The following is a 24,880-nucleotide window of genomic DNA, read 5'->3' as shown; positions in this document are numbered from 1 at the left end:
TGAAGCGTGCGACGTTCAGAAAAACAAATTACGGATAAGCGGCAGATTGAGGAGATCCTCCGTGCAGGCAAGGTCTGTCAGCTGGCATTCAATGCCGAGCCCGCACCTTATATTGTCACCCTCAACTACGGGTACCATGGCGGTGCGCTTTATTTTCATTCCGCCGCGACCGGGCGCAAAATGGAGTTGATGACAGCCAATCCCATGGTGGCCTTTACCGTGGCCATAGATCTGGGGATCGTGACCGGCAAACTGGCCTGCAACTGGAGCAACCGGTTTCAGTCCGTGGTTGGTCACGGGCGAATTCATTTTCTGAAGACCGATGTGGAGAAACGCCAAGGCCTGGACCGGATCATGGCCCAGTACAGCGATCAACCGTTCAGTTTTTTGCCCGACTCAGTGGCTGCCACCGAGGTCTATAAGCTGGAAATCCTCAGCATGACGGCCAAGCAGTCGCGGGTAGAAGCATGACCGAAAGTTCGCCGGAGACGTTTTTCGGCCTTATCTTCACTGGATTGCGCCATTCCTTTAAAGATGCCCTGGCCATTGCCTGGGAACTGTTCCGGATCATTATCCCCATCAGTATTCTGACCCGTCTGCTTCAGCAGGCCGGAGTGATCGATCATATCGGCCATTTTATCGGCCCGCTGATGCATCTGGTTGGCTTGCCGGGCGAAATGGGGCTGGTCTGGGCGACGGCCATGGTGATCAATATTTATTCGGCCCTGATTGTTTTTGCCTCCCTGGCGCCGGGGCTTGGTCTGACCATGGCTCAGGTGACGATTATCACCACTATGATCCTGATTGCTCATGCTCTGCCCGTTGAGTTGCGCATTGCCCAAAAGGTCGGCACTCGTTTCCGAGCCATGTTGCTGTTGCGGGTTGGCGGCGCTTTCCTGCTCGGCTGGCTGCTGCATGTGCTTTATCAGGCGTCCGGCACCCTGCAGCAACCGAGTCAGGCACTCTGGAGCCCGCCCGCCGCCGGACCATCCTGGGGCTCATGGCTGCTCGCCCAGGGGCAGAGCCTGGTGGTGATCTTTGTGATCATTTTTTCCCTGGTGATGCTGCTGGCGATCCTGAAAAAATGCGGTTTCAGCGATCTGATGACCCGTCTGCTGGAGCCGCTGCTGACCTTTCTCGGCATGAGCCGCGAAGTCGCCCCCCTGGCCATTATCGGCATGACTCTGGGGATCAGCTACGGCGGCGGTTTACTGATCCGCGAAGCGGAAGCGGGCTATCTGTCCAAAAAGGATATTTTCATTTCCCTGGCGCTGATGGGACTCTGCCACAGTGTCATTGAGGACACCCTGGTCATGCTGGTGTTTGGCGCCCATCTCTCGGGCATTCTCTGGGGCCGTTTGGCGTTCACCCTGCTGGTGGTGTTCCTGTTGGCCCGTCTGATCCGGTGGGTTCCGCAGGTTGTTTTTGATCGCTATCTGGTGCGGAACATTGCTCCCAGGAATAGTGATCCGAAAGGGGTCTCCTGTTGCTGATCTCGTTCATCGTGGCGATGGCCCGCAACCGGGTCATTGGGCGGAACGGGCAGCTGCCCTGGCAGGTGCCGGAAGATTTGCAGCGTTTCAAACGACTGACCATGGGGCATTGTCTGCTGATGGGGCGGAAGACTTACCAGTCCATCGGCCGCCCCTTGCCCGGGCGGCGGACTATCGTGGTCAGTCGGCAAGCGGGGCTGAGGTTGCCCGGCTGCACCGTCGCCAACACTCTCAGGCAGGCCTTGACCCTGGCGGAACCGGCCGAGGAGCTGTTTATCTGCGGTGGCGCGGAAGTGTTTCGCCAGACCCTGGCTTGGGCCGAGCGCATTTATTTGACCGAACTGAACCTGGCCGTTGCCGGGGACAGTTTCTTCCCGGAATTGCCGGAGGGAGCCTTTCAAGTGCTTTGGCAAGAGGATTTCCGAGCCGAAATTGATTATCGCTTCTCAATTCTGCAACGGCCGGAAAACCCTTTGGCGTTGACTCAAATGGTAAAGGATAAGCTATGAAATACAACTATCTGTGTGCTTTGTTCGTCCTCTTTACGCTGACCGCCTGCGTCCCACAGCCCGTTTTCTATGGGACCGGCAATCCGCAACCCGTTCCGCAACTGGTGGTGCAGGCCGATGCCGTCGTCGAAGTGATTCCCGATCAGCTGGAACTGCGGCTGGGGGTGGTGACGCAACAGGAGACTGCCGGACAGGCGTTGCAGGATAATAACGAGCGGATGAGGGCGGTCATGAAACAATTGGCAGAGATGGGGATCGCCGTCAACGAGATGCAGACCGGGCAGTTCCAGATTCGGCCGGAATGGAGTGTCCCACCGCGACCGACTCCGGCCAACTGGCAGCGGCGGATCGTCGCCTATCAGGTCAGTAACGAGCTGCAGATCACCACCACCCGCATCGACCTGGCCGGGGAACTGCTCGGGATAGCGCAACAGGCTGGTGCCAACCAGATCGGCAACCTGCAGTTCTCTCTGGCCGATCCGGAGACTGCGCAGCTCAAGGCGATTGATCTGGCGACGACCAAGGCTCGCAACAAGGCCCACACCCTGGCCACGGCCGCCGGGGTACGCTTGGGTGAACTGCTCTCCTTATCCCTCGATAATTCCACCGCGTTTGCGGCCCCTAAAATGATGTTCGCCGAAGCCCGGACCGCCGTTGCCGATACGGTTCCGGTTGCCACCGGCAAGGTCGACATCCAGGCCGCGGTGACGGCAATTTACCGGCTGCAGAATGCTCAGCCAGCACAATGACAAAGGATATTTCAGCAATGAAAGACAAGCATAGTCGGACGCAAGCGGGGCAACATGCACTCAGCTCTTGAACATCCTCTTATCAGCAGCCTGCTCGACACCGATCTTTACAAGATCACCATGCTGCAGGCCTATTACCATGCCCCCGAGTTCCGGTCTGTCCACGTGGAGTGGAAGTTTGCCTGCCGCAATCGCAACGGTTTCAATCTGGCCGCCCTGATTCCGGCCATTCTGGAGCAGCTTGAGCATATTTGCACCCTCTCTTTCAATGATGAAGAGCTGCTCTACCTGGCGCGATTTTCTTTTTTTAAGCCGGATTTTATTGAGTTTTTAAGAATTTTTCGGCTCGACATGCGGTTTGTTCATCTGCAGGCCGACGGGGATGATATCGATCTGCGTTTTCGCGGGCCGCTGATTCATGTCACCCTGTTGGAGATCTACGCTCTGGCCATTATCAGTGAGCTGCATACCCGGATCAACTGTGGTGGCATCGATTTGAATGTCGCTCGCGGCCGGTTGCAGGAAAAGATCGAGTTTCTGCGCAATGAAGGCGACCTGCCCGGTTTCCGGTTTACCGATTTCGGCACCAGGCGCAGAGCCAGCCAGGCCTGGCAGGAAGAGGTACTGACAACCCTGGTCCGGGAAATTCCCCAATACCTTTTCGGGACCAGCAATCTTGATCTGGCCCGGCGCCATAAGCTGATGCCCATCGGGACCATGGCCCATGAATGGTTCCAAACCTGGCAGGCCGTGACTCGGTTGAGCGAGGCTCAGAAAGCGGCTTTGGAAGGCTGGGTGCGGGAATACCGTGGCCGGCTGGGGATTGCCCTGACCGATTGTTATTCCATGGATTCCTTCTGCCGCGATTTTTCCGATCCCTATTTTGGCAAACTCTACGACGGGCTGCGGCACGACAGCGGCTCCCCTTTCGAGTGGGGCGAGAAGGCCATTACCCTGTATGAGCAGATGGGGATCGACCCGGCCACCAAGACCCTGATTTTCAGCGACAGCCTGACCTTTCCGCGGATGATCGAGATTTACCGCTATTTCAAGGGGCGGACTAAAATTTCTTTCGGCATCGGCACCAACCTCACCAACGATGTCGGGAACAGGTCTCTGGATATGGTGATCAAGCTGGTCTCGGCCAACGGCAAGCCGGTGGCCAAGATCTCCGATGAACCGGGCAAGAGCATGTGTGAAGATCCGAGTTACTTGAAATATCTGGCCTCGGTTTACGATATTGATCTGCCGGCGACTGTCTGATGAAACACTTTGATGTCATTGTTGTGGGCGGCGGACCGGCCGGGATGTTTGCTGCCGGTTTTGCGGCGTTGCAGGGCGCACGGGTGCTGCTGCTGGAAAAGAACCGGCGTTGCGGAGCTAAGCTGTTGATCACCGGCAAAGGGCGCTGCAATTTGACCTGCGGGGAAACCGATCCACGCAAACTCAGTGAGCAGTTCGGCGCTGCGGGCAAGAGCCTGCTGACCGCGCTCTACGCCTTCGGGGTTGAGGATACCATTGCTTTTTTTGAACGGCATGGTCTGCCGACCAGGGTGGAACGCGGCGGCCGGGTTTTCCCGGCTGGAGGTGACGCTGCTGCGGTGCAGAAGGTCCTGGAACAGTTTCTCGCCGACAGCGGCGTGGAACTGCGGAGCGGCTGTCGGGTTCTCTCCTTAACCCATCACGACGGCCAACTGCAGAGCCTGGTCACCAGCCAGGGGGAGTTCAGCGCCACAACCTTTGTCATTGCCACCGGTGGTCTGTCCTACCCGGAAACCGGTTGTACCGGTGACGGTTACGCTTGGGCTGCGGCCAGCGGACACCAGCTGGTCAAACCGCAACCGGCCCTGGTGCCGGTGTTCCTGGCCGAAGACTGGACTGCGGAGATGGTTCATTTCAACCTGAAGAATGTCCGGCTTGAGGTCCGCCAGCAGGGGCGTAAGCTCGACGAGCGTTTCGGGGAGGCTTTTTTTACCCGCAACGGGATCGGCGGCCCCATCGTCCTGGACATGAGTGCCGCCATCGGTGCCGCCCTGGAGCAGGGGCCGGTCACTTTGGTGCTCGATCTCAAGCCCGCCGTGGACCGGGAGCTGTTTGATAAACGCCTGCAGCGGGAGCTGGCCGCGCATAACAACCGTGCTTTCGCCAATGCCCTGGGCGGGCTGCTGCCCAAGGATATGATCCCGGTTTTTATCCGGCTGTCCGGAATCGATCCGGCAAAAAAATGCCATTCCGTGTCACGGCAGGAACGCGGCCAGTTGCTGAAGCTGTTCAAGGAGTTGGCGATGACGGTGACCGGTATCGGCGATTTCAAAAAAGCCATCGTCACCGCCGGTGGGGTCGCCCTGGGGGATATCGATATGCGGACCATGCGGTCCAAAAAAGTGGCCAATCTGTTTTTTGCCGGGGAGATGATTGACCTGGACGCCCCGACCGGTGGCTACAACCTGCAGCTGTGCTGGTCAACCGGCTATCTGGCCGGCACCTCAGCCGCCCAGGCCTCCTTTGGGTGAGCTGCCGAGAGGATTGTTTGCAGCATCGGTAGGGCAATTTTTGAGGATTTTTCAGTAAATAACTTGACAGTTGGCGCGCCAGTTTGATAGAAGAAGCGCCGCAGTTGATTGCAGGCACGTAGCTCAGTGGGAGAGCACTACCTTGACACGGTAGGGGTCGGCGGTTCAATCCCGCCCGTGCCTACCAGCTGATAAGCTGGATAAGACCACCATTAAAAGCACCCTTGGGTGCTTTTTTTTGTTTCAGCTGACTCCGCTTTCCGTGACCGGAATGGCTTTCGACCTGCGTGCATTCAAGGAGCCAGCGCCCTAGAGTCCTCCTCAGTTCTGCTGAGGTTCCTCCCACCCGTTTTTAAACCCGACCGTAGCAAAAGTTCCCCGCCATTGCCTCTTGACAGCTGATGGATTATTTTATTAGATAGCTATCTAATAGTTGGCTATCTAAATCTACGAAGGATATTGATCATGACTATTCCCAAGACAGAACAGGAACGGTTCGGTTTTTTGATGGGGCGGATCGTGCGCCATTGGCGTGCAGAAATCAATCGCCGCTTGGCCCCCCATGGGCTGACGGAATCGCGCTGGATGACCCTCTTGCACCTCTCCCGGCTGCCCGATCCCGTGACCCAGACAGAGCTGGCCTGCTCCGTCGGAGTCCAGGGGCCGACCCTGGTCAAGACTCTTGACTGGCTGGAGGGCGAAGGGTTGATAGAGCGGCGGGCGCTGGCTGCCGACCGCCGCGCCAAATCCATTCATTTGCAGGATAAAGCGGCCTGCAACCTCAGTCAGATCAAAGATGCGGTCAAAGGTCTGCGGGCTGAAATATTCGCCGATATCGATGATGCGGAGTTGGAGGTCTGTCTCCAGGTTTTTGCCAAGATCAATAAAAAATTAAATACCCTGCACGGCTTTCAATAAGCGAGGATTATTAATTTGCATCAGGAAACCGATTTTAAAAACACGCCTCCGAACCGGGAGCAACCGGGGCGGACTTCGCAGCGCCGAGATGGGAACAAAGGGCGTCTGCTGCGGGTAAAGCGTTCTGTGCTGCTGGCCGTGGCAGGGGCGCTGATTCTGTGCGCCGGCGGCTGGTGGCTGGTCCAGCAATTCACTCATGTCTATGTCAATGACGCACGCATCGCGGCGGACATGTTGGTGATCAGCAGTCGGGTTCCCGGCTGGATTACCGGACTTCCGGTCGATGAAGGGAACAGCGAACCAAAAGGAGCCGAGCTGGTGACCATCGACAGTCGTGACAGTCAGCTCAAGGTTCAGCAGCTGGAAGCCCGCCTGGCGGGGATTGCGGCGCGGAAGGAGGAGCTGTTGGCCCGCAGCCACATGATCGACCGCCAGACGGCCAGCAGGATTACGGCGCGGCGCGCGGCCGTGAAGGAGGCCGAAGCCGACCTTGCCGTCATTGCTGCGCAGCAGGACTTTGCCCAACGGGAAAACCGCCGCGCCGAAGAGCTGGCGCCCATCGGCGGCATCGACCGCTCACGGCTTGATCAGACCAGGACCAGCCTGAGGGCGCTGGACCACAAAATAGAAAGAGCCGCAGCCGCTCTTGATGAGAGCCGGGCGGCGTTGGCCCAGGCTGAATCCGAGCGAGAAGAAATCCAGGTCCTTAACCAGCAGCAGGCTGAGCTGGGTCCTGAGCAAGACCAGCTGCAGGCCGAACTCGCCAGCGCCCGCCTCGATGTACAGGACCGGGTGCTGACCATGCCCTTCGCCGGCGTCATCGACCGGGTGTTTGTCGAAGAGGGCGAGTATGTCACGCCCGGCCAGCGGCTGATGATGGTTCATAATCCGAACCGGGTCAGGGTCGAGGCCAATGTCAAAGAGACCGATATCCGTTATTTCAAGCTTGGCAGGGCGGTAACGATCACCATTGATTCCTTGCCGGGGAAAACTTTTAGTGGTCTGGTCGAGAGCGTCGGTCAGGCCGCGACCAGTGAATTTGCCCTGTTGCCCAATCCCAATCCGAGCGGCAATTTCACCAAGATCGCCCAGCGCCTGCCGGTGCGGGTGAGCGTGGAACAGCACAACGGCCAGCTCAAGCCCGGTATGATGGCGGAACTGGAAGTCAGCGCCTATGACTGAGCCGGCGGCAGTCAGTCACACCGACCGGCTGTTTGAGCGTTTTGGGCCAGCGTACCGCTGGTATGTCTCCGGCACGGTCATGCTGGGCACCATTTCCACGGTGCTGACCGCGACCATTGTCAATGTCGCCCTCCCCGATATCATGGGGACCTTCGGGATGGGGCAGGATGTCGCTTCGCTGCTCTCGACCGGGTTTCTGGCCGCCATGACCGGAACCATGTTGCTCAATGCCTGGATGGTCGAGTCCTTCGGCCAGCGCGCCACCTTCATCTCGGCCATGAGCTTGTTCCTGCTGGCATCGATCATGGGCGGACTGGCCCCGGGGCAGGAACTGCTGATCCTGTCCCGGCTGCTGCAGGGGGCTGCGGCCGGCATTCTGCAGCCCCTCTCCATGCAGGTGATCTTTCAGGTCTTTCCACCGGAAAAACGCGGCTCAGCCATGGGGATCTATGCCCTTGGGGTGGTCCTGGCGCCGGCCTTCGGGCCGACCCTGGGTGGGGTTATGGTGGATGGCTTCAGCTGGCGCTACGTATTTTTCCTCTGTGTCCCGCCCGCCCTGCTCGGACTGCTGCTGGCGACGTTGTTCATGCCCGGTCGGGCTGCCGGAGCCCGCATCAAGCCGTTCGACTGGATCGGTTTCGGGCTGATGTCCTTGTTTTTGATGAGCCTGCTCAACGGCCTGTCCAACGGTCAGCGTTACGGCTGGCACTCTGACTGGATCGTCGGCCTGTTGGTGCTGGCCCTGGTCTCGGCCTGCGCTTTTCTGCTCTGGGAACTGTGCCACCCCGCGCCGATGCTCAATTTGCGCCTGTTTCGCTCGCGGGGGTTTGCCGGGGCCTGTCTGGTGGCGCTGATTTTCGGCGCCGGCAATTACGGCACCGCCTACCTGGTGCCCCTGTTTGTCCAGACTATTCAGGGCTATACCCCGACCCGTTCCGGCCTGCTGCTGATGCCGGCCGGACTGATCCTCGGATTGGTGTTTCCCATCTCCGGACGACTGGCGGATAAAATCCCGGCTTATCTCATGATCATGGTCGGACTGGGCCTGTTTGCCCTGTCCTCCTTTCTGCTCACCGGGGTCGATGTGCAGAGTACTTTCTGGGCTCTGGCCGGCTGGATCATGATCGGCCGGATCGGCTTGGGAACCATGATTCCAAGTCTGAACGCGGGAGCGTTAAGGGCTTTGCCCGCTGCTTGGATCGGCCAGGGCTCGGGAACGATCAATTTTGTCCGCCAGTTGGGCGGAGCCTTCGGGGTGAATCTGCTGGCGGTTTTGCTGGAGCGGCGGACCCAGCTGTATGTGGCTGCTTTGACCGCCACCCAGGATGGCAGCGGCGCGGCAACTCGGAGTCTGCTGCAGGGGGTTGGCCAGCTGCTCAGCAAAGCCGGGTTGCCCACCAGCCAGTTGCGCGGCGGAGAGCTGAACTATCTTGGCCGGATGATCTATGCCCAGGGCAACCTGCTGAGCTATCGTGACAGTTTCATGCTGGTGGCGGCGATTTTTATGCTGGCGTTGCTGCCGGCGCTGCTCATGCGGCAGACGCTTGGTGAGCAGAGGTTGAAGTAGCACAGAGGGATAATGCGGCAGCCCGCCGCATCCGGAGAGCTGCCCGGGGAGTTATCTGTAGCGTTACGCCGGACTCCAGTAGCAGCGTTTGGGCGAAACAATCTTCCCATCCGCTTTTAATTTTTTCATCGCTTTATCGACTTCCTTGCGGTCGATGCTGCCGAGTTCGGCGATCTTGCCGGCGTTGAGCGGTTCGCCGGCGGTCTGCATAACTGCCAGAACTTTGTCTGTCACTTCCATGGGATCCTCCCGGATGCAATAGGTTAACGGGAAACATTGCTGAAAATATTCGGTCAGTTTAGCAGATTTTTTAAGACTGGTCCGGTCGGTGCAGAAAGTTGCTGTGGTTTTTTGGCCAGGCAGTGGCGATCTGAAAGCCGGCATTGCTACTTTCAGATCGCCACCGAAGGGACTTCTTGCTAAGGATTTAACCCGGCTTTGGCGCGGATCTCGGTGCAAAGAAGTGTTGGTAGCTTGTCGCCCTCGACCAGTACTTATCAGCTTCCCTTTGGGTATATTGGCCGCCGGCAGTCAGTTTTTTGTCGAGCTCGATCTTTTATGGTGTACTGTCTTTGACTATTTGAATTTCATCAGCAAGGAAGAATCCCGAGTTGCTGAAATAGCGTGCCGTAACATTGCCGCCTGCATTTCGCTCAAAGCTGTAATGTTTAAGGTATTCCCAAGCCAGAACCTGTTCTTCAGGGATACAGTTGTGCTCGCGGGCCAGGGTATAGGTATATTTCACCAGCGGAATATTCTGATTATTGCTCCAGATATAATCCTGAAAACGACCGATGGTATTAGAAAGATTGAAACTGTTGATGTCCGTATCCAGGCCGTTGGCATTAAAAAAATCCTGTGCCCATGCTTGCATGGGAGCTGCGCCCCACAGATCCGGCATCTCGAAAGGCAGGTCGCTTTGGCCGTGCTGCAGATAGATCGGTATCATTTCGCCGGTTTGCCCTGCAATCGGGGCACCGTCAAAATTCATCGACGGGAAAGATGTGCTGGCGACCGCCGCGAACAAATCAGTATCAGTCAGGGCAAGCGTCTGGACTGTTTTTGACCCCAGTGAATGCCCGCCGCCGTAGACTCTGGTGAAGTCCAGCGGAACATAATCTGTCGCGATGGAATTCTTCAAAATGTCGGCAAGCACATAGTCGAAATTTGCACTTTGCAGACCATTCGGCCAGGTTGCGCTGGTCGCTGATCCGTACATTTCGCCAACAATCGCGATGACACAGCCTTCATCATCAGCCACTTGCCACCACATAGCGCAGTCCATGAAGACGCTGGCGGTTTGAGTGTTGCCTGGATGAACAATGACAATCGGTGCTCCCTGGTCGCCCCAGATTTCTTTGGCGCTATCCGGGATATAGATCAGGTAATCACGTGGATCAAGTACGCCGTCCATGTTGTAATCGTCAAGTGCAAAAATGCCTGCGATCATGGTCCCGGAGTCGGGATCGTTATATGCGTGAACCTGCGTCGCAACCTGCGCGTATACTTCATAGCCGACTGTTGAGCCATCGACTTTGGTGACCAGATTGGTCTCTTTGACACCGGTTGCAGCTTCGGTTTGCGCTGCGACCATCATTTCAGCATAGTCGAGGCGGTATTCCAGATTGTTGCTGTAGGCGAAGGTGTTGGTATATCTAGTAAAGATGGAAAGGAAATCGTAAATTTCACTGGCGGTCATAGCGGTTGAATTACTGACTTTGACCTGGGAAATGCCATACAGCGCCAACGGGTTATCGTTCAGGATACAATGATTGGCATATTGGGTTTGCCATGCATTGGAATGAACATACTGTCGGTAGACATCGCCATCGGGCTCGGCTAAGACATCGTTAGCTGCTTTCCAATAAGTGAGGCTGTAGTCATTCGGATCATAACCAGCGAACAAGGTTGGCACAGGAACGTCGCTGTGGGTAATAAAGGTTCCGTCGTAGCCCAGCTGCATCAAAGTGTTCATAAAAACATTATCATCAGGGCCGGGATTGTAGCCGCCGGTGTTGTGGCCGTCATACTCTTGAGCGCCGACAGTGTCCAAGTAGGCCTGACCAGCACCAGAGCCAGCGATATAGGCCTGGCTGATGACATAAATCGGATACTCCGCCGCCCATGCCTCCAGGGGAGAGCAGCCAGCTTCATAACCGACCAGGTAAAACGTGCTGAAGGTTGAAGTGACGGATATGCCGTTATCATTATTTGTCGTCATTAAAAACGTCATCGCCTCGGTGACATAGTCCTCTTCATCTGCAACGCTTCCCCACCCGTTTGCACTTGGTTCAAGCGCCAGAATACTTTCTCCCCGCTTATCGGCTAAAGAGATCCAGCCTTCTTTGTGCAAGAATGTGTAGGTTTCCACACCGTCCGGAACAGCGACAACGGTCCATCTGGAACGTAGCGGCGCATTTTCAGAAACGTACACTTTTAAGGTCCTGTCCGTGCCGACTGCTTTGGAAAAGTAACCCGTCAGGGGCAGCTGTGCTGCTTGACTGTAGTCGATTTCAAGGGCCTCCGTATAGTCGTTCAGGTTGGTCGCTTCAGGAACGACAACCTCGGGTTCAGATGATGAATGATGATTGTCAGAATCTGAAGAACAGGCGCTGAGAAGCAATGCTGTCATAGCCAGGATGGCCAGCCATAGGGGGATATACTTAAATCTGTTCTGGATTAACATCATTTTTCTCCTCAAAATAGGAAATTAGACCTCAAAAGAATCAGAAAACAAATGACTGACCGTTATGAATCCCCATTCAGTTATTTCAATGAGTTCATTGTAAATGGCAAAGGTTGTACGGAAAACTCAACTCTGTATAGGGCAGAGCAAGGTTAAATACTTTCAGAGTTGCCTGCTGATTGAGCAGACAACTCTGAAAATTGTTACGGTCGATTAATATTTAGCAACTGTAAACGTGTAGCTGCTGGTGGTTTCATTATCCGGAGCAACTACATCGATGGTGATTATGCTCCCATCGTTGACGTTCACTGTGTTGTGTGAGCGGTAGCCGACCTCTTCACCATTCAGCTTAATAGATTGGACCTTGGTCGACATGGTTGTCGGAATAACTGTAAGAGTGCTGTTCTCTTGTGGAACTTTGATGGTGTAGCTGTAAGTCCATGGATCGAACTTGTTTGGCAGGGAGTTTTCTACAGTAATTTCCTCTCCGGCCCAAGTGAAGGTTGCCGGATCGGCCCAGGCGACGTCGACTCCTTCAAGTTCGCCCCCTTCGATTTCGATGTTGGAGAGGACCGAATAATGGGTGAATCCGTCAGCTCCGTTGTAATTGACGGCCGTAGTGGCACCGTCGGCATTGACCGGCGTGTTGGTCAAATATTCGTAATCATCCCCCATGTTCCCACCGATTATCAGGGCGATCCAGTTGGTGCCATCATGCCACATGTCGCCAATCAGGGTGGTCCGGGCGGTGACGTCGGCATTGGTGGTTCCGCGCAGCGTTGGTGAGCAGGCGGCTTCACCGTTGTCAATCACTTGTTGCAAGGCTTCTTCAAAGATATGCAGGTTGATATCGGCTAAGGCCGTCTCATCATGACCGGTAAAGACCATATCCGTTCTGCCGTTGTTTTTGAGATAATTGGTGTAGGTTTGCTGGGCAAATGAGAGCAGGCGATCGACTTTCAGCCCAGCAACATTGACATTGTCGGCGGAGCCAGCTCGGGTACAGCCGTAGATATCCGTGGCAAAAATCAGGCCGTTCTCCTTATCCTGAAGGATAACCAAGCTGTCTTGGTGTCCGGGCAGGGCGTAGACGTCCAGGGTACAGTTACCCAGGTCAAAGGAATCACCTTCGTCGACATTTTTAATCGCGGACTGTTGGGCTTCGGTATAATAACCTGCTCTACTCGACCAGCCTCGCTCATTGGCGTAAATATCATAACCGGCCTCTGCAAAATTGCGGGCCTGGGCATCGTGATCGGGGTGGGCATGCCCAACAACCAGACTGAGTTTTTTACCAACAGGAAGAAGGTTGTCTCTCACATACTGGGCCAGGTTCGGGTTATCATCCGTAATCTGGGTGAAAAGGGCATCGAAAACAATGGCTTCGCGGCTCCCTTCGATATAATAAGCCATGGGGCGTAAGGATTCAGCGTCATTGTAAATCTGGTATACGGTCGGGCGATTCTCGGTCCCTTGCACCATTAATTTGGCGTTATAGGGAGAGTAACCGAGACGGTGAAGGTGCCAGGTAAAGGCCTGGATCGGGCTGGAGATCGATCCTTCTTTAACAGTCATGGCTTTGTAGGTAATGTAGCTGTCGGTATCCTCGGACAGGAAGAATCCAAGAGAATGGTTGATATGTCCCTTGGTTGCAACTGTGTAGACAGCGCTGTCAGTGGTCGGTTCAGTGCAATCATTACTGGTCGGATCGGAACTTTGGCACCAGGTATAATAGATGGTGGCGCCCGGGGTCGGGGTGTACATTTTGACATAGCGGCGTGGAGCTGCGTGGGCTTGCCTTGGCAGGGCGTAGGGTGGCGCAACAAAAGTGTTTTTAATCGTGCTGAAAGCCGCTTCGAAATCCGCTGTTGATAAAGTATTTTCACTGTCAGCAGTGGTGTAGTTTGCACCGCCTATATAGGGAGCAATGGTGTCCTCCGGCTGTTTGAAGGCTTCAGCCATAATCTCAATAGCTTCCCCGTAGGTGATATTGCTGTCAGGGTTGAAGTTGCCACTGTCATCTGCATTGATAATGCCTTCTTCATAGGCGGCTTCAATCAGCTTGCCATATTCATCGGTTGTTTTGACATCATTGAATTTTTTCGGGGGATTTCTCCAGACATCATTGTAATCATCAGGGTGCGGCCATTGGAAATAATCCGAGATTTCTGCAACGGCTTCGGCTTTAGAAATTTTATCATTGTTTGAAGTTTTGTTATTATCACTATCTCCGCATGACCAGATGAACAGACATAATGAAAACATTAGTAGAGTTAATCCAAATTTTCCTCGATGCACGTTTTCCTCCCTAGTTCGAATGAAGAGCCGTATGGCAAGTCAGGATCCATTAGTGGGATCCCTAAAAAAATTTAAAAATCATCTTTTGTGCTTGAACGTGGAATCAGTAATTTTGGAAACTTTAAATTTTTTCAACCTTTTTCATTTACCTTTCTGTCTTGTTTCCTCTCCTTGGAAAATAGTGAAATAAGGTATTGTTGAAGTTCTTTCCAGGTGTCAAAGCTCCTTTCTTTTAGCGGTTGTCTTGAGGACATTAAATGAAAAAATAGGCCAATTTTGTTCTATTTGGAAGGATGGCTTGTTGCTTGTCAGTATAGAAGAGAATAGCTTTCTAACGGATTTACTTCTTTCATAAAACAATGATTTTTTATCAAAAACCATGGATTATCTTTTGGGTGTCGATCCCAAACGAGGGCAAAAACAAACTGGCTGTTGATTTTTTCGCGTAAGGGGCCTGCTTTTTTTTCTGTGCATGATGCTGACATTTCTCGGCGTTGTATCATTGACACCAGCTTCAGCATCAAGCATCCCATTCAGCGTTTGCTCTACGGTACTGCGGACAATATTGTTCCAGATGATTTCTGACGGCAGTTTCATTCTGTTGAATCAATTTTTTTCCGATTTTGAGTAATGATCTTTGTCTTGAGTGAGGGTTTACGTCTGAAAACGCTATGCTAACCAATGCTAATCAGAGTGTTCATGGTCCTCGCTCAACCACATGGCGACATCTGACCTTTTTCAGTATCAGGCCTTTATGCATGCAGTCCCGGGGTTCAAATGCGGAAAGGCCAAGCGTGCCAGTTCCCGGCAGTGGTTTCAGCCTCCTGATGGACGCCCTGTTTGTTGTGCTGGCGAAACAGGTGCCTGTCCATCCCTTGATCCAACTCCTTGGGTTGTACGACGGACAGAAACTGAATCGATTGCTGGTGCGATAAATTTTAGGTAGCAAAAATTACAGGCTTGCAGATAGATAGGTTATGCCGTTAACAGGTTGTTGGAAAATATGATTCCCCTCACCTTACAAAATCAATAAGTGAGAGAGTCTCTTTTGATTTTGATTGACTATTCATGGTTTCAGGGGGGCTGTTTTTTAACAGCTTGCTGGACCGGTGGCGCGGATATATTTGAAATGGTTTCACTGTTCGGCATGGGACCCTAGTTCAACCCGTTTGATGTCTCCGATGATAAACAAGTAGGAGCATAGGCCCAGAATGGCCATGATGCTTACATACATCAGAGCATAATGAAATGACCCCGTTTTGGAAAAGATAACACCGATCACAATCGGCGTGGCTATGCCAGCGATATTCGATGAAAAATTACAGATTCCCCCGGTTAAGCCGACCAGGTTTCTGGGGGCGATATCGGCGACCAGCGTCCAGCCTAATGCAGACATTCCCTGGCCGAAAAAAGCGATGGAGAGGATAACGATCACCAAGCTATTGTTTTCAGTATAGTTGGCCCACATGATGTTGGACGCAAGGAGTAGGCCCAGCAGGATCGGAAGTTTGCGAGCAACATTGGCAGGTTTATTGCGAGCCAGGAGATAGTCCGACAGACTGCCACCAACCATGACTCCGACTGCTGCCGCCAGAAAAGGGAAAATTGCAAAAAAACCGGTTTGAATCCATTCCATATGGTGTTCTGTTGCCAGGTAGGTTGGGAACCAGGTCAAAAAGAATATGAGAACCGTATTCCCTGAAAAGCCTCCCAGACTCATGCCTAAAACTTGACGACATTGCAGCAACTTCAGAACCTCAGCTCTTGAAAACGGCTTGGTCGAATAGTTCTGCGAAGAGATTTTTTTTTCTAAATGAAGGCCGTGGTCTTCGGTTTTGACCTCGCTTATGACCGGGCAAGGATCAGAGTAAACTCGATGCCAGAGAATGCTGAACAATAACCCCGCAACACCAACAATAAAAAACAGTGAGCGCCACCCCATTTCAATGAGAATCCAAAAAAGTAAGGGCGAAAAACAGGCAATCGAGATAAATTCACCGACTGTGAAAATCGCTGTGGCACGTGCCCGTTCGTGCCTGGGAAACCAGGCGCTGAGAATACGTGCATTGGCTGGGAAACAGGGGGCTTGAGCCAGACCTAATCCAAACCGGTAGAACAGTAATGATTTCAGACCGACAGCGCTGGCGTGCAAGGTCGTAAAAAGCGACCAGATCGTGACAGAGATAAAGTAAGTGAACTTGGTGCCAAAGCGATCGAGGCAGGCTCCGCCAGGGATTTGTGCCATTGCATAGGTCCATGAAAAAGCGGCAAAAACAACTCCCATCATGGTTTCATCAATTTGAAAATCCTGGGCAATTGCCGGTGCCGCAATACCCAGAACAATCCGGTGAAGATAGTTGATCATCGTTCCGAAAGTCATCAGGACCAATATGCCAACTCGGCAAGGGAGGCAGCGACTGGCGGGCGTAAAATGGGGACTGGTTTTAGTCGTAAAATATATGTGTTTCATTGATGCCTGTCGGGAGAATGCTCGAAAAGAAGAAATCCCTCAGCAGGAGAATCCTTTTTAGCGGAGACAAACAAAGCAAAAGAAAAAGTCATCATGCTGACTTAGCCGGTCTTCCAACAAGCAGGTGTCTGCTTCATGTAACGCTTGAACGCAAAAGTCATATGGGCTTGACTCGAAAAACCTGTTGCTATGGCGATGTCCATAATTGAGCGCTCTGGTTCTGCACGCAATAAATAGGCTGCCCTGTCAAGGCGTCTTTTCATCACATACTGATGGGGTGGAACGCCGAATGATGAGCGGAAAAGTACGGAAAAATGACTGGGGCTGATGTTTAGCTCCGACGCCATTCTCTCAATGGTCAAATCAGATTCCATGGCCATCTCGATGAAATCCCTTATTTGCATCTGTTGTCTGGGAGTGAGTTTTTGAGGAACCTTAGAAATATTTTTCTTGATGGCGTAGTGCTTGTTCAGCCAGCCAAGAATCGACAAGGACAATCCTTCAGCATAAAGGCTGCCATTACGGTGCCCTGATTTAAATTCGTTAGCCAGTAAAAGAACAGTGTCTCTTAATGGTTTGTCAATATTCAGGTAGCTTGTTTCCAGATCAAATTGGAAGGATTGTTCTGGCAGATAGCGCTGCAGAACTGACGGCGTTAAGCTGAGGCGAAGGCATGACCCGGGCTCATTCTCCCACCTAGCGTAGTCCCGCTCGTAGGTTGCCCCGTAAATATCGAATTCAGGAACCCCGGTATGCAGGGTAAGTTTTCTGCTGCCACAACGATACCAGCGCTTGGCTGATCCTTTCAGGCCGAATACCAATACCGGCATACCTGTGTACTGAGGGCCGCATTCTGCTATTTTGGGAACGATTGTTTCTTCAATGGAGATACCCTTCCAGTTGTCTGGCATGCGGAGTACTGGAAGGCCATCTGAGCCTAATATTGATGGACAATGACTCCCTAAATGTACCCTTTTGGTATTCATCGGCTCATCCTTAATTATGTCCTATAGGATAGGCTATATTTATTGTAGAAAAGGATACATTGGTGTTTGTCTTCTGTCAAATTAAAACATTGTTTAAGCTCGGGGTGAGCATCGGTCGATTTGCTAGGTTATGCTGGTCGAGGGGACATCAAACCGAAGGGCACATCCGCACATGACTTGGCTTTCATGTGCGGATGCTTATTGACCGATTACAGGGCCTTGACCAGCCCCCCGTCGACCAGGACCGACTGGCCGGTGATGTAGGTGTTGGCTTCGGAACAGAGGAACGCCGACAGCTTGCCGTACTCGGCCGGTTCACCGTAGCGTCCCAGCGGAATGGTCTTGAAGGTGTTCTGTTGCAGCTGCTCCACCGAAATTCCCGCCTTGTCGGCGCGGATCTGGTCGAGCTGGTCGATCCGCGCGGTGCCGATCCGCCCCGGGGCGATGACATTGACCAGGATGCCGTCCTTGCCCAGTTCCTGGGAGAGGGTCTTGGCCAGGCCGACGACGCCGCTGCGGAAGGTGTTGGACAGGATCAGGTTGTCGAGCACCGCCTTGATCGATGACGAGGTCGAGCAGAGAATCCGCCCCGTGCCCGCGGCGCGCATGTGCGGCAGCACTTCGCGGACCGCGCGGACATAGGAGAGCAGGGTCAGCTCATAGGCTTTCTGCCAGGTTTCGTCGTCAAAGGCATCAAAGGTGCCGGCCGGCGGACCACCGGTGTTGTTGACCAGGGCATAGACCCCGCCGAATTTGGCCACGGTGGTGGCGACCAGCTGTTTGATGTCCTCGGCTTTGGTGATATCCCCGACAAAGTATTCCGGGGCGTTGCCGGTTTCCGCCTTGATCTCGGCCTGGGCTTCTTTGAGCTGATCCTCAAAGGGGCTGAACAGCATGACCTTGGCCTGTTCGCGGGCGAATTCGCAGGCGACCGCCTTGCCCAGTCCCGAACTGGAGGCCATAACAATGACCCCCTTGTCTTTCAATCCTAAATCCATGAGTTTTTCTCCTTTTATTGAGTGATGTCCGGAATGGCCCTCGTTTAAATAACTTTGCAGTAAACTCGGGACTGTCCGCAGGGTTCTCGGGGGCTGTCCCAAGAGTTTGCGAGCCATGAAACTGGTGCGGTTCGCACCGCAAAGACCTGGGACAGCCCCCGTGCGGGGACAGTCCCGGTTTTGCTGCCAGCGACTCTTAAACGAGCGCCATTCGAGTGATGTCCGGGGGCTAACTGTCCCGGAGGGTTTTCTTATCGATGACCGGGCACTCCAGCGGTGCGAAGCCGTCGATGCGGCAGGCGACCTGATCGCCATGACTGATATGGACCGCCCGCGGGGTGCCGGTGGAGATGATATCGCCGGGGTACATCTTCATGACCTGGGAATGGAACGAGACCAGGAAATCCGGCGGGAAAGTCATGTTGGCCACCACATTCTCGGCATGGACCCGGCCGTTATGGATGGTCGCCACCTTGAGCTGCATGACGTCCTCGATCTCATCCGGGGTGACCAGCTGGGGCCCGAAGCTGAAGAAGCTCTCGAAGCTTTTCGACAGAGTCAGGTAGCGCGGGTTGCGGCGGAGGATATCCTCGGCGGTCATATCGATGATGGTGGTGAAACCCGCAACCACGCTCAGCCAGTCGGCGCGTTCGACATCGACACATTCCTTGCCGAAGATCACGCCCAGTTCCGCCTCGGCCGTGGTGCCTTCGGACTGCAGCGGGATTTTGATGGCATCGCCCGGCCCGATGATGGTGGTATCCGGCTTGAAGAAGCTGGCCGGCTCAGTGCTCGGGGCCTTCTCCGCCAGGTCGGCGGCATGGTCGACATAGTTCAGGCCGATGCCGAAGATCTTTCTGGGGGTACGGTAGAGCGGAGCGAAGCTGGCCTCGGCCAGGGGAATGGCGTGCCCGGACAGGGCGGCGACCTGGTCCCGGCCGCCGGCGCGATACCAGGCGTTCAGGGGTGCAAGGCGGTCCTGCTGGAGCAGGGCGAGGATGTCGGTGGGCCAGTCTGAGCCGAGCTGTTCATTGATGCTGGCCAGGGTGGTGACCAACTCGTCCTGGACGATGGCCGCGGTCTCCAGGCCTTTGATTCTGATGGTGGCTAATCTCATCGGTTCTCCTTGTCAGTTCAGTTCTCGCAGTGCCCGACTCATTCGGTCGACAGCAATTTCGAGATTTTCATAAGAGTTGGCGTAGGAGATGCGCAGGCAGCCCTCGCCAAAGCGGCCGAAGGAGGATCCGGGAACCACAGCGACCCCGGCTTTCTCCAACAGGTGCATGGCAACCTCTTCGGAACTGCGACCCAGTTCCTCGATGTTGACAAACAGGTAGAACGCCCCGCTGGGGTGGACCGGGCGCACTCCCGGCATCTCCTGCAGCGCCTGGTAGAGGAAATTGCGCCGGCGTTTGAACTCGGCCACCATCTCTTCGGCTGGTTGCTGGGGGCCGTTCAGGGCAGCGACCCCTCCCCACTGGGCAAAGCTGGTGGCGCAGGCCATGGTGTTCTGATGGATGCGGATCATGGCATCGGTCAAGGGCCGGTCCGCAGCGGCGTAGCCCAGCCGCCAGCCGGTCATGGAAAAGATTTTCGACATGCCGTTGATGATGACGGTCCGTTCGCGCATGCCCGGAAAGGTGGCGATACTGACATGACGGGCACCGTCGTAGATGATCCGCTCGTAGATTTCGTCGGAGAGCACATAAAGATTGTGTTCGACGGCCAGCTGCGCCAACTTTTGCAAGGTTTCGGGGCCATAGACCACGCCGGTCGGGTTTTGCGGAGTGTTGATGACCAGCATGCGGGTCTTCGGGGTAATCTGTGCGGCGATATCTTCGACCTGGGGGACAAAACCCTTGGCAAAATGAAGTGGAACCGAAACCGGGGTGGCCCCGGCCATTGTAGCGCAGGGATGATAGGCCACCCAGCAGGGATCCGGAATCAGCACTTCGTCACCGGGGTTGAGCAGGGCCATCATGGCGATGAACACCGCTTCGTTGGCGCCGGCGGTGACGATAACTTCCTGTGGTGCATAGGTCACCCGGTTCTCGGTCTCCAACTTGTTGCAGATCGCCTCACTCAGTTGGCTGATGCCGTAATTAGAGCTGTAATGAACCTGTCCGTTGTTCAGCGCTTGAATAGCGGCATCTTTAATATGCTGCGGGGTGTCGAAGTCGGGGCGGCCGATTTCCAGGCGAATAATGTGACGCCCCTGTTTTTCCAAAAGGTTAACTTGCTCAAGGATTTTCCGGATTCCGGAAAAGCGGATTTCGGCCATTCTGTCTGCGATCTGCATTGCTTGTTTTCCTTTGTACGATGATATTGCGGCGGGCATGGCGCGCGCCGGACGGCTGCTGATTCAGTCAGGCCGGACGTCTTTGGCCGGTCTCGGAATTGTCTGCTAACGACCGCTTTCGAGCAGCCGCTCCTTCCCTTCCAGAATGTGATTTTCGAACACCCTGGCGGTCTCTTCGGGACGCCCTTCGGCGATCAGGTTGATGATCTCCAGATGCCGAGTGTTGGAACGCCTGAGAATGACCAGATTGCACATCTCCTGATGCAGATAGAGGCTGAGTTTGCGTTCGATCGTATGATTCATGGTGATCAGCGGTTGATTTCCGGTGATCTCAAAAAGCAGGGCATGAAAACTTGCATTGATGCGGTAAAAACCGCGGACATCCTCTGCCGTGAGGAGTTTTTCCATTTGCCCGTGCAGCTGGCGCAGCTCCTGAAGCTGGGCAAGGCTGATCCGAAAGGGGAGCAGTTTGCCCGCGGTATAAGCCAGCCCGCCGCGCACATCATAGCAATCAAGAGCCTCCTTGACAGACAGGCTGCTGACAAAACCACCTCGGTTCGGAATACTCTCAATCAGTCCCTCGTGGCGCAGAGCATTCAGTGCTTCCCTGATCGGTCCCCGACTGATCTGTAACTCATCGGCCAGGGCTTTTTCATTGACCTTATCCCCTGGTTGCAGTGCCCCGGAAAAGATCCGCTCTTCGATAATTTTCTGAACATCTCCGGCTCGTAAAGGAGACGGGCGATTGTTGTTTTCAGTCACGTGGGCTCTCCCTGATGGGTCTCTTTTGCTGTGTACAATAGTTAAAAGATTGTCGACAATCTTAGAATTGTCAAGTTTCTTTTCTCTTTTATTCTGCATATAAAATAAGCAGGGAAGCTGTTTTTGCTCAAGTAATGAGCATCCACAAGGGTTTTAAAATACTTATATCTATATGATTATTCGTTGATTTTTATTTTCTGACAAAGTTAAAAAAGTCATTGACAGGTATCTTGCGTGAATGATAGAAAAATTGCAGATACAAAATAAATTGATTTTTTTATTGCAATCGCGATGAGGCGAATTCGCAAACAGGATTCAGGCAAAGAGGCCTTGCAGGAATCTTCGGTCAGGTATTTTGCCTTGCCGAAGCAACGACCCGTCAACTTTGGTTCTGGAGGACCGACAATGAATTGCCTACAAGCTTCATCGCGAAAGTTTCTGATTTTTTCCCTTCTTATGGCCTGCCTGGTGGTGCTGAATGTTGCCAGTGTTGAGGCGGGCAGCATTAAATTAAAATATTCCGATCATGATCCGCCCAATGGCATGCGTACGGGTTTTGTTGAAAAGGTCTGGTTGCAGGAAATTCAAAACCAGCTGGGCGATAAAGTGAAGATCCAGGATTTCTGGGGTGGCACCCTGCTTGGAGCCAAAGAGATCCTGAAAGGGGTCGGCGATGGCGTTACGCAGATGGGTTTTGTTTACCCAGGTCACTATCCTGGTCAGATGCCGGCCCATACCATTTTCAAGCTGTTTCCAAGGGGGCCGGTCAAATTTGAGGATATGATTTGGTTTTACCGCACGGTTTACAAGGAAGTTCCCGAATTTGAGGCCGAGCTGAAAAAAGCCAACGTCATGACCATGGTCTTTACCGCCGGTCTGCCGGGCGCCTTTGTCGGCAAGAACCCGCTTAACAGCCTGGCCGACATCAAAGGGGAAAAGTGGCGTGCCGGAGATAAATGGAGTCTGCGTTTTCTGGAAAATGTCGGTGCTTCTCCGGTTTCCGTGCCCTGGGGCGATGTCTATATGTCTCTGCAGACCGGGACGATCGACGGATGTTTCACCAACTATGACGGCCTGCACCTGATGAAATTTGACGAGGTCGCTCCTCATCTGCTGGTGTCCAAATCCCTCTGGTACGGAATGCCGTTTCTGCACATGATCAATCGCAGCACTTTTGAAAAACTGCCGCAGGATGTTCAGGCCGGGCTGCTGAAAGCTTCGGAGATTGCCGAACAGAAATTCGCCAAGGTTTACGACGAAGCGTTCGATCAGATCAAAGCCGAGGAAATCGCGGCCGGGGCGCAGGTGACGGAATTGTCCACAGCCGATATTGACCAATGGGCCGATGCTGACAATCTGGCCAAACTGCAGGCTGTCTGGGTCAAGGAAGCCGAGGACGCCGGTCTGAAAACCGCAGCGACCGTGCTGGAAAAGGTCAAGGCGATTCATCAGCGGGCCATGGCGAGAGAGCTTTAATCAAGGCAGACAGCAGAGCAGGGGAAGCGTATGACGGCGATTATTGAAAAAGTGAACCAGTTTCTGTCCGGGTTCTGTGGTTTTCTGATGCTGGGGATGATGCTGCTACTGATGGCGGATATTGTTTTCCGGGCCTGTGGTATTCCGTTGCAGGGCATGGCAGAACTGTCGGTTTTTGTCATGATCATTGTGATCTATCTTGGCCTGGCCCGCTGTGAACAACATGGCGAGCACGTCAGCCTGGAACTGGTCAGCAATGCCCTGCCCAGGCGGATCCGCCATGTCGTGATGATCATTGCCCAACTGTTGGCCATCGTGACCATCGCCATTCTGCTCTATGCCGTATTTGAGAACACCCTCGATTCCTATGCCAATAACGAATCGCTGGAAGGAACCCTGGGGTTGCGGATTTGGCCGGTCAAAGCACTGATGGTGTGCGGCCTGGTCTGCTTTCTGCTTCAGGCGGGCAGTAATCTGGTCAAGCTCCTGAAGAACAACAGCGCGGCCTGAAGGCCCGGGCAGCCGGTGCCGTTGGCACCGGCTGCTGCGCAGGGCTGACCTGCCGACGGCGCTGTGCAGCGCCACAATCGAAACCACCTGAACCACCACGGAATTCATCAAATCTCAGCTTAGGTCGTTGCTATGGATTTTATAACTGCCGGAATACTCTGTATCTTTTTATTGCTGCTGCTGATGGGCCTCGGTCTGCAGATCGGCTTGTCCTTTGTGCTCAGCGGCATTGTCGTCAGCACTCTGCTCCTCGGCTTTGACAGTTCGCTGTCCTTGCTCGGCCAGGCGGCCTATTTTTCGATTGCGACTCCGACCTGGGCGTCAATTCCCCTGTTTGTTCTCATGGGCGCCTTCGCCGCTGGCGGCGGTCTGGCCCGGCGGGCCTATACCGGGGTCTACGCCATGAGCCAGGGACTGAAGGGCTCGTTGGGGATTGCCACCTGTTTCAGCTGTGCGGTGTTCGGCGCGGTGTCCGGTTCCTCCATCGCCACAACCGCCATTTTTGGCAAGATGGCCCTGCCGGAAATGAACCGGTTGAATTATGACAAGTCTTTTTCCGCCGGGTGCATCGCTTCGGCCGGGACATTCGCGTCGATGATTCCGCCGAGCATGATGATGATCATCTACGCTCTGTTTACCCAGCAGTCGGTCGGCAAGCTGTTTGCCGCCGGCGTGGTCCCCGGGCTGATGACCGCTTTCACCTATGTGGCCATGATTCTGTTTCTGGTCAAGCGCAATCCGAAGATCGCCCCGGCGGCGGCCGAGCGCTACCGGAGCTCTGCCGAACGCTGGAAAGACGCCGGGCAGATCTGGCCGGTGGCGATTATTGCCGGTGTTGTCCTGGGCGGAATCTATTCCGGCTGGTTTACGCCGACTGAAGCGGCTGCGGCTGGCTCGCTGATCACCCTGGTGTTCGGCTGGATGCTCGGCTCCTTTCGCAAGTTCAGTGAAGTGACCCTGGCCATGAAAGAGTCGGCGAATACCACGGCCATGCTGTTTTTGATCAATATCGGCGCGCTGTTTTACAGCCGGATTCTGGCTGTGACCCGGCTGCCCACCGAGTTGACGATGATGTTGCAGGGGCTGGAAGTGCCGCGCGTCGTCATTCTCCTTGGCATCCTCGCGGTGATGTTCCTGCTCGGCATGATCATGGTGCCGGTGGGGATTTATGCCCTGACCCTGCCGATTGTGTTCCCGATGCTGGTTGCGCTGGGCTACGATCCCATCTGGTTCGGCGTCATCGCCCTGAAATTGACTGAAATCGGTTCGATCACCCCGCCGGTAGGGCTGAATGTTTTTGCCATGAAGGGGGTCATCCCGAAAGAGATGAAGATTTCCATCGAAGATATCTTCAAAGGGGTGTGGCCGTTTTGTATCTGCGACCTGATTGTTTTGACGTTGCTGATCATTTTCCCCCGTATTTCGCTCTGGCTGCCCAACCTGCTGTTAGGGTAGCCGTACCAA

22 protein-coding genes and 1 tRNA gene are annotated in these 24,880 nt (G+C 54.3%); 13 read left to right on the top strand and 10 right to left on the bottom strand.

All coding sequences use genetic code 11. The annotated features are described in order from the left end of the window. Positions 1 to 6: 6 nt before the first annotated feature. The 10 genes from N909_RS0107615 to N909_RS0107570 all read left to right on the top strand — a co-directional run bounded on the left by N909_RS0107615 (position 7) and on the right by N909_RS0107570 (position 8,931). The gene (locus tag N909_RS0107615; RefSeq protein ID WP_029913687.1) at positions 7 to 471 is read left to right on the top strand and encodes a pyridoxamine 5'-phosphate oxidase family protein; all 465 of its coding nucleotides are present in this window, start codon (positions 7 to 9) and stop codon (positions 469 to 471) included. Then, positions 468 to 1,493 carry a nucleoside recognition domain-containing protein gene (locus N909_RS0107610; protein ID WP_029913683.1) on the top strand — a complete coding sequence of 342 codons (1,026 nt, stop codon included), beginning with the start codon at positions 468 to 470 and terminating at the stop codon, positions 1,491 to 1,493. The genes N909_RS0107615 and N909_RS0107610 overlap by 4 nt, the downstream gene beginning before the upstream one ends. Next, positions 1,487 to 2,002, top strand: a complete 516-nt coding sequence (locus tag N909_RS0107605; RefSeq protein WP_051689595.1) for a dihydrofolate reductase — start codon at positions 1,487 to 1,489, stop codon at positions 2,000 to 2,002. Before N909_RS0107610 ends, N909_RS0107605 begins: the two co-directional genes overlap by 7 nt. Next, positions 1,999 to 2,751, top strand: coding sequence for an SIMPL domain-containing protein (locus N909_RS0107600; RefSeq protein ID WP_029913678.1), 753 nt, complete (start codon positions 1,999 to 2,001; stop codon positions 2,749 to 2,751). Before N909_RS0107605 ends, N909_RS0107600 begins: the two co-directional genes overlap by 4 nt. Before the next feature lie 54 nt (positions 2,752 to 2,805). Then, a complete protein-coding gene (pncB, locus tag N909_RS0107595) occupies positions 2,806 to 4,014 on the top strand; it encodes a nicotinate phosphoribosyltransferase (RefSeq protein ID WP_029913675.1) in 1,209 nt (402 codons plus the stop codon). Further along, positions 4,014 to 5,264 (top strand): BaiN/RdsA family NAD(P)/FAD-dependent oxidoreductase, encoded by a 1,251-nt coding sequence (locus N909_RS0107590; RefSeq protein ID WP_029913672.1) that lies wholly within the window; start codon positions 4,014 to 4,016, stop codon positions 5,262 to 5,264. Before pncB ends, N909_RS0107590 begins: the two co-directional genes overlap by 1 nt. Positions 5,265 to 5,376: 112 nt before the next feature. Beyond that, positions 5,377 to 5,451 (top strand) — tRNA-Val (locus tag N909_RS0107585). Positions 5,452 to 5,729: 278 nt separating this feature from the next. Further along, positions 5,730 to 6,182, top strand: coding sequence for a transcriptional regulator SlyA (gene slyA / locus N909_RS0107580; protein WP_051689594.1), 453 nt, complete (start codon positions 5,730 to 5,732; stop codon positions 6,180 to 6,182). 15 nt (positions 6,183 to 6,197) lie between these two features. Continuing rightward, entirely contained in the window at positions 6,198 to 7,364 is a 1,167-nt protein-coding gene (locus N909_RS0107575; RefSeq protein ID WP_211253931.1) for an HlyD family secretion protein, read from the top strand. Then, entirely contained in the window at positions 7,357 to 8,931 is a 1,575-nt protein-coding gene (locus N909_RS0107570) for a DHA2 family efflux MFS transporter permease subunit (protein WP_029913666.1), read from the top strand. Before N909_RS0107575 ends, N909_RS0107570 begins: the two co-directional genes overlap by 8 nt. A 63-nt stretch (positions 8,932 to 8,994) precedes the next feature. Here N909_RS0107570 and N909_RS25045 read toward each other — a convergent pair whose 3' ends face one another. The 10 genes from N909_RS25045 to N909_RS0107510 form a co-directional block, all read right to left on the bottom strand. Beyond that, the gene (locus N909_RS25045; RefSeq protein WP_063336413.1) at positions 8,995 to 9,171 is read right to left on the bottom strand and encodes a hypothetical protein; all 177 of its coding nucleotides are present in this window, start codon (positions 9,169 to 9,171) and stop codon (positions 8,995 to 8,997) included. A 316-nt stretch (positions 9,172 to 9,487) separates the two neighbouring features. Next, positions 9,488 to 11,620, bottom strand: coding sequence for an alpha/beta hydrolase family protein (locus N909_RS0107560; RefSeq protein WP_155005893.1), 2,133 nt, complete (start codon positions 11,618 to 11,620; stop codon positions 9,488 to 9,490). Positions 11,621 to 11,830: 210 nt separating this feature from the next. Beyond that, positions 11,831 to 13,882, bottom strand: a complete 2,052-nt coding sequence (locus N909_RS0107550) for an S-layer homology domain-containing protein (RefSeq protein ID WP_029913659.1) — start codon at positions 13,880 to 13,882, stop codon at positions 11,831 to 11,833. A gap of 341 nt (positions 13,883 to 14,223) precedes the next feature. Further along, the gene (locus N909_RS25635; RefSeq protein ID WP_155005892.1) at positions 14,224 to 14,436 is read right to left on the bottom strand and encodes a hypothetical protein; all 213 of its coding nucleotides are present in this window, start codon (positions 14,434 to 14,436) and stop codon (positions 14,224 to 14,226) included. A gap of 614 nt (positions 14,437 to 15,050) precedes the next feature. Continuing rightward, complete coding sequence (locus N909_RS0107535) at positions 15,051 to 16,385, bottom strand: MFS transporter (RefSeq protein ID WP_084167573.1); 1,335 nt, start codon at positions 16,383 to 16,385, stop codon at positions 15,051 to 15,053. 101 nt (positions 16,386 to 16,486) lie between these two features. Further along, the gene (locus N909_RS0107530) at positions 16,487 to 17,371 is read right to left on the bottom strand and encodes a helix-turn-helix transcriptional regulator (protein WP_029913653.1); all 885 of its coding nucleotides are present in this window, start codon (positions 17,369 to 17,371) and stop codon (positions 16,487 to 16,489) included. A gap of 209 nt (positions 17,372 to 17,580) precedes the next feature. Continuing rightward, positions 17,581 to 18,369 carry an SDR family oxidoreductase gene (locus N909_RS0107525; RefSeq protein ID WP_029913618.1) on the bottom strand — a complete coding sequence of 263 codons (789 nt, stop codon included), beginning with the start codon at positions 18,367 to 18,369 and terminating at the stop codon, positions 17,581 to 17,583. 229 nt (positions 18,370 to 18,598) lie between these two features. After that, the gene (locus N909_RS0107520; protein ID WP_029913613.1) at positions 18,599 to 19,486 is read right to left on the bottom strand and encodes a fumarylacetoacetate hydrolase family protein; all 888 of its coding nucleotides are present in this window, start codon (positions 19,484 to 19,486) and stop codon (positions 18,599 to 18,601) included. Between the two features lie 12 nt (positions 19,487 to 19,498). Then, a complete protein-coding gene (locus N909_RS0107515) occupies positions 19,499 to 20,668 on the bottom strand; it encodes a pyridoxal phosphate-dependent aminotransferase (protein WP_029913650.1) in 1,170 nt (389 codons plus the stop codon). A gap of 105 nt (positions 20,669 to 20,773) precedes the next feature. After that, positions 20,774 to 21,430 (bottom strand): GntR family transcriptional regulator, encoded by a 657-nt coding sequence (locus N909_RS0107510; protein ID WP_029913647.1) that lies wholly within the window; start codon positions 21,428 to 21,430, stop codon positions 20,774 to 20,776. Positions 21,431 to 21,835: 405 nt separating this feature from the next. On the opposite strand from N909_RS0107510, the gene N909_RS0107505 reads away from it, so the two are divergent. The 3 genes from N909_RS0107505 to N909_RS0107495 all read left to right on the top strand — a co-directional run bounded on the left by N909_RS0107505 (position 21,836) and on the right by N909_RS0107495 (position 24,871). Then, positions 21,836 to 22,906 carry a TRAP transporter substrate-binding protein gene (locus N909_RS0107505; RefSeq protein WP_029913644.1) on the top strand — a complete coding sequence of 357 codons (1,071 nt, stop codon included), beginning with the start codon at positions 21,836 to 21,838 and terminating at the stop codon, positions 22,904 to 22,906. A 30-nt stretch (positions 22,907 to 22,936) separates the two neighbouring features. Further along, positions 22,937 to 23,416 carry a TRAP transporter small permease gene (locus N909_RS0107500; protein WP_029913641.1) on the top strand — a complete coding sequence of 160 codons (480 nt, stop codon included), beginning with the start codon at positions 22,937 to 22,939 and terminating at the stop codon, positions 23,414 to 23,416. Between the two features lie 132 nt (positions 23,417 to 23,548). Next, positions 23,549 to 24,871, top strand: a complete 1,323-nt coding sequence (locus N909_RS0107495) for a TRAP transporter large permease (protein WP_029913636.1) — start codon at positions 23,549 to 23,551, stop codon at positions 24,869 to 24,871. Positions 24,872 to 24,880: the final 9 nt, after the last annotated feature.

The sequence above is a fragment of the Pelobacter seleniigenes DSM 18267 genome (genome assembly GCF_000711225.1).
GTDB classification, from domain to species: Bacteria; Desulfobacterota; Desulfuromonadia; order Desulfuromonadales; family Geopsychrobacteraceae; genus Seleniibacterium; species Seleniibacterium seleniigenes.
The sequence above is the reverse complement of the archived record's forward strand: the minus strand, read 5'-3'. Positions and strand labels throughout refer to the sequence as shown.

Excerpts from the sequence above, each read along its gene's own strand:
- N909_RS0107535 (WP_084167573.1), bottom strand. The coding sequence starts at position 16,385 with ATGAAACACATATATTTTACGACTAAAACCAGTCCCCATTTTACGCCC.
- N909_RS25045 (WP_063336413.1), bottom strand. The coding sequence starts at position 9,171 with ATGGAAGTGACAGACAAAGTTCTGGCAGTTATGCAGACCGCCGGCGAA.
- N909_RS0107495 (WP_029913636.1), top strand. The coding sequence starts at position 23,549 with ATGGATTTTATAACTGCCGGAATACTCTGTATCTTTTTATTGCTGCTG.
- N909_RS0107500 (WP_029913641.1), top strand. The coding sequence starts at position 22,937 with ATGACGGCGATTATTGAAAAAGTGAACCAGTTTCTGTCCGGGTTCTGT.
- N909_RS0107560 (WP_155005893.1), bottom strand. The coding sequence starts at position 11,620 with ATGATGTTAATCCAGAACAGATTTAAGTATATCCCCCTATGGCTGGCC.
- pncB (WP_029913675.1), top strand. The coding sequence starts at position 2,806 with ATGCACTCAGCTCTTGAACATCCTCTTATCAGCAGCCTGCTCGACACC.
- slyA (WP_051689594.1), top strand. The coding sequence starts at position 5,730 with ATGACTATTCCCAAGACAGAACAGGAACGGTTCGGTTTTTTGATGGGG.
- N909_RS0107505 (WP_029913644.1), top strand. The coding sequence starts at position 21,836 with ATGAATTGCCTACAAGCTTCATCGCGAAAGTTTCTGATTTTTTCCCTT.
- N909_RS0107530 (WP_029913653.1), bottom strand. The coding sequence starts at position 17,371 with ATGAATACCAAAAGGGTACATTTAGGGAGTCATTGTCCATCAATATTA.
- N909_RS0107515 (WP_029913650.1), bottom strand. The coding sequence starts at position 20,668 with ATGCAGATCGCAGACAGAATGGCCGAAATCCGCTTTTCCGGAATCCGG.
- N909_RS0107590 (WP_029913672.1), top strand. The coding sequence starts at position 4,014 with ATGAAACACTTTGATGTCATTGTTGTGGGCGGCGGACCGGCCGGGATG.
- N909_RS0107600 (WP_029913678.1), top strand. The coding sequence starts at position 1,999 with ATGAAATACAACTATCTGTGTGCTTTGTTCGTCCTCTTTACGCTGACC.
- N909_RS0107570 (WP_029913666.1), top strand. The coding sequence starts at position 7,357 with ATGACTGAGCCGGCGGCAGTCAGTCACACCGACCGGCTGTTTGAGCGT.
- N909_RS25635 (WP_155005892.1), bottom strand. The coding sequence starts at position 14,436 with ATGCTGAAGCTGGTGTCAATGATACAACGCCGAGAAATGTCAGCATCA.
- N909_RS0107550 (WP_029913659.1), bottom strand. The coding sequence starts at position 13,882 with ATGTTTTCATTATGTCTGTTCATCTGGTCATGCGGAGATAGTGATAAT.
- N909_RS0107520 (WP_029913613.1), bottom strand. The coding sequence starts at position 19,486 with ATGAGATTAGCCACCATCAGAATCAAAGGCCTGGAGACCGCGGCCATC.
- N909_RS0107525 (WP_029913618.1), bottom strand. The coding sequence starts at position 18,369 with ATGGATTTAGGATTGAAAGACAAGGGGGTCATTGTTATGGCCTCCAGT.
- N909_RS0107610 (WP_029913683.1), top strand. The coding sequence starts at position 468 with ATGACCGAAAGTTCGCCGGAGACGTTTTTCGGCCTTATCTTCACTGGA.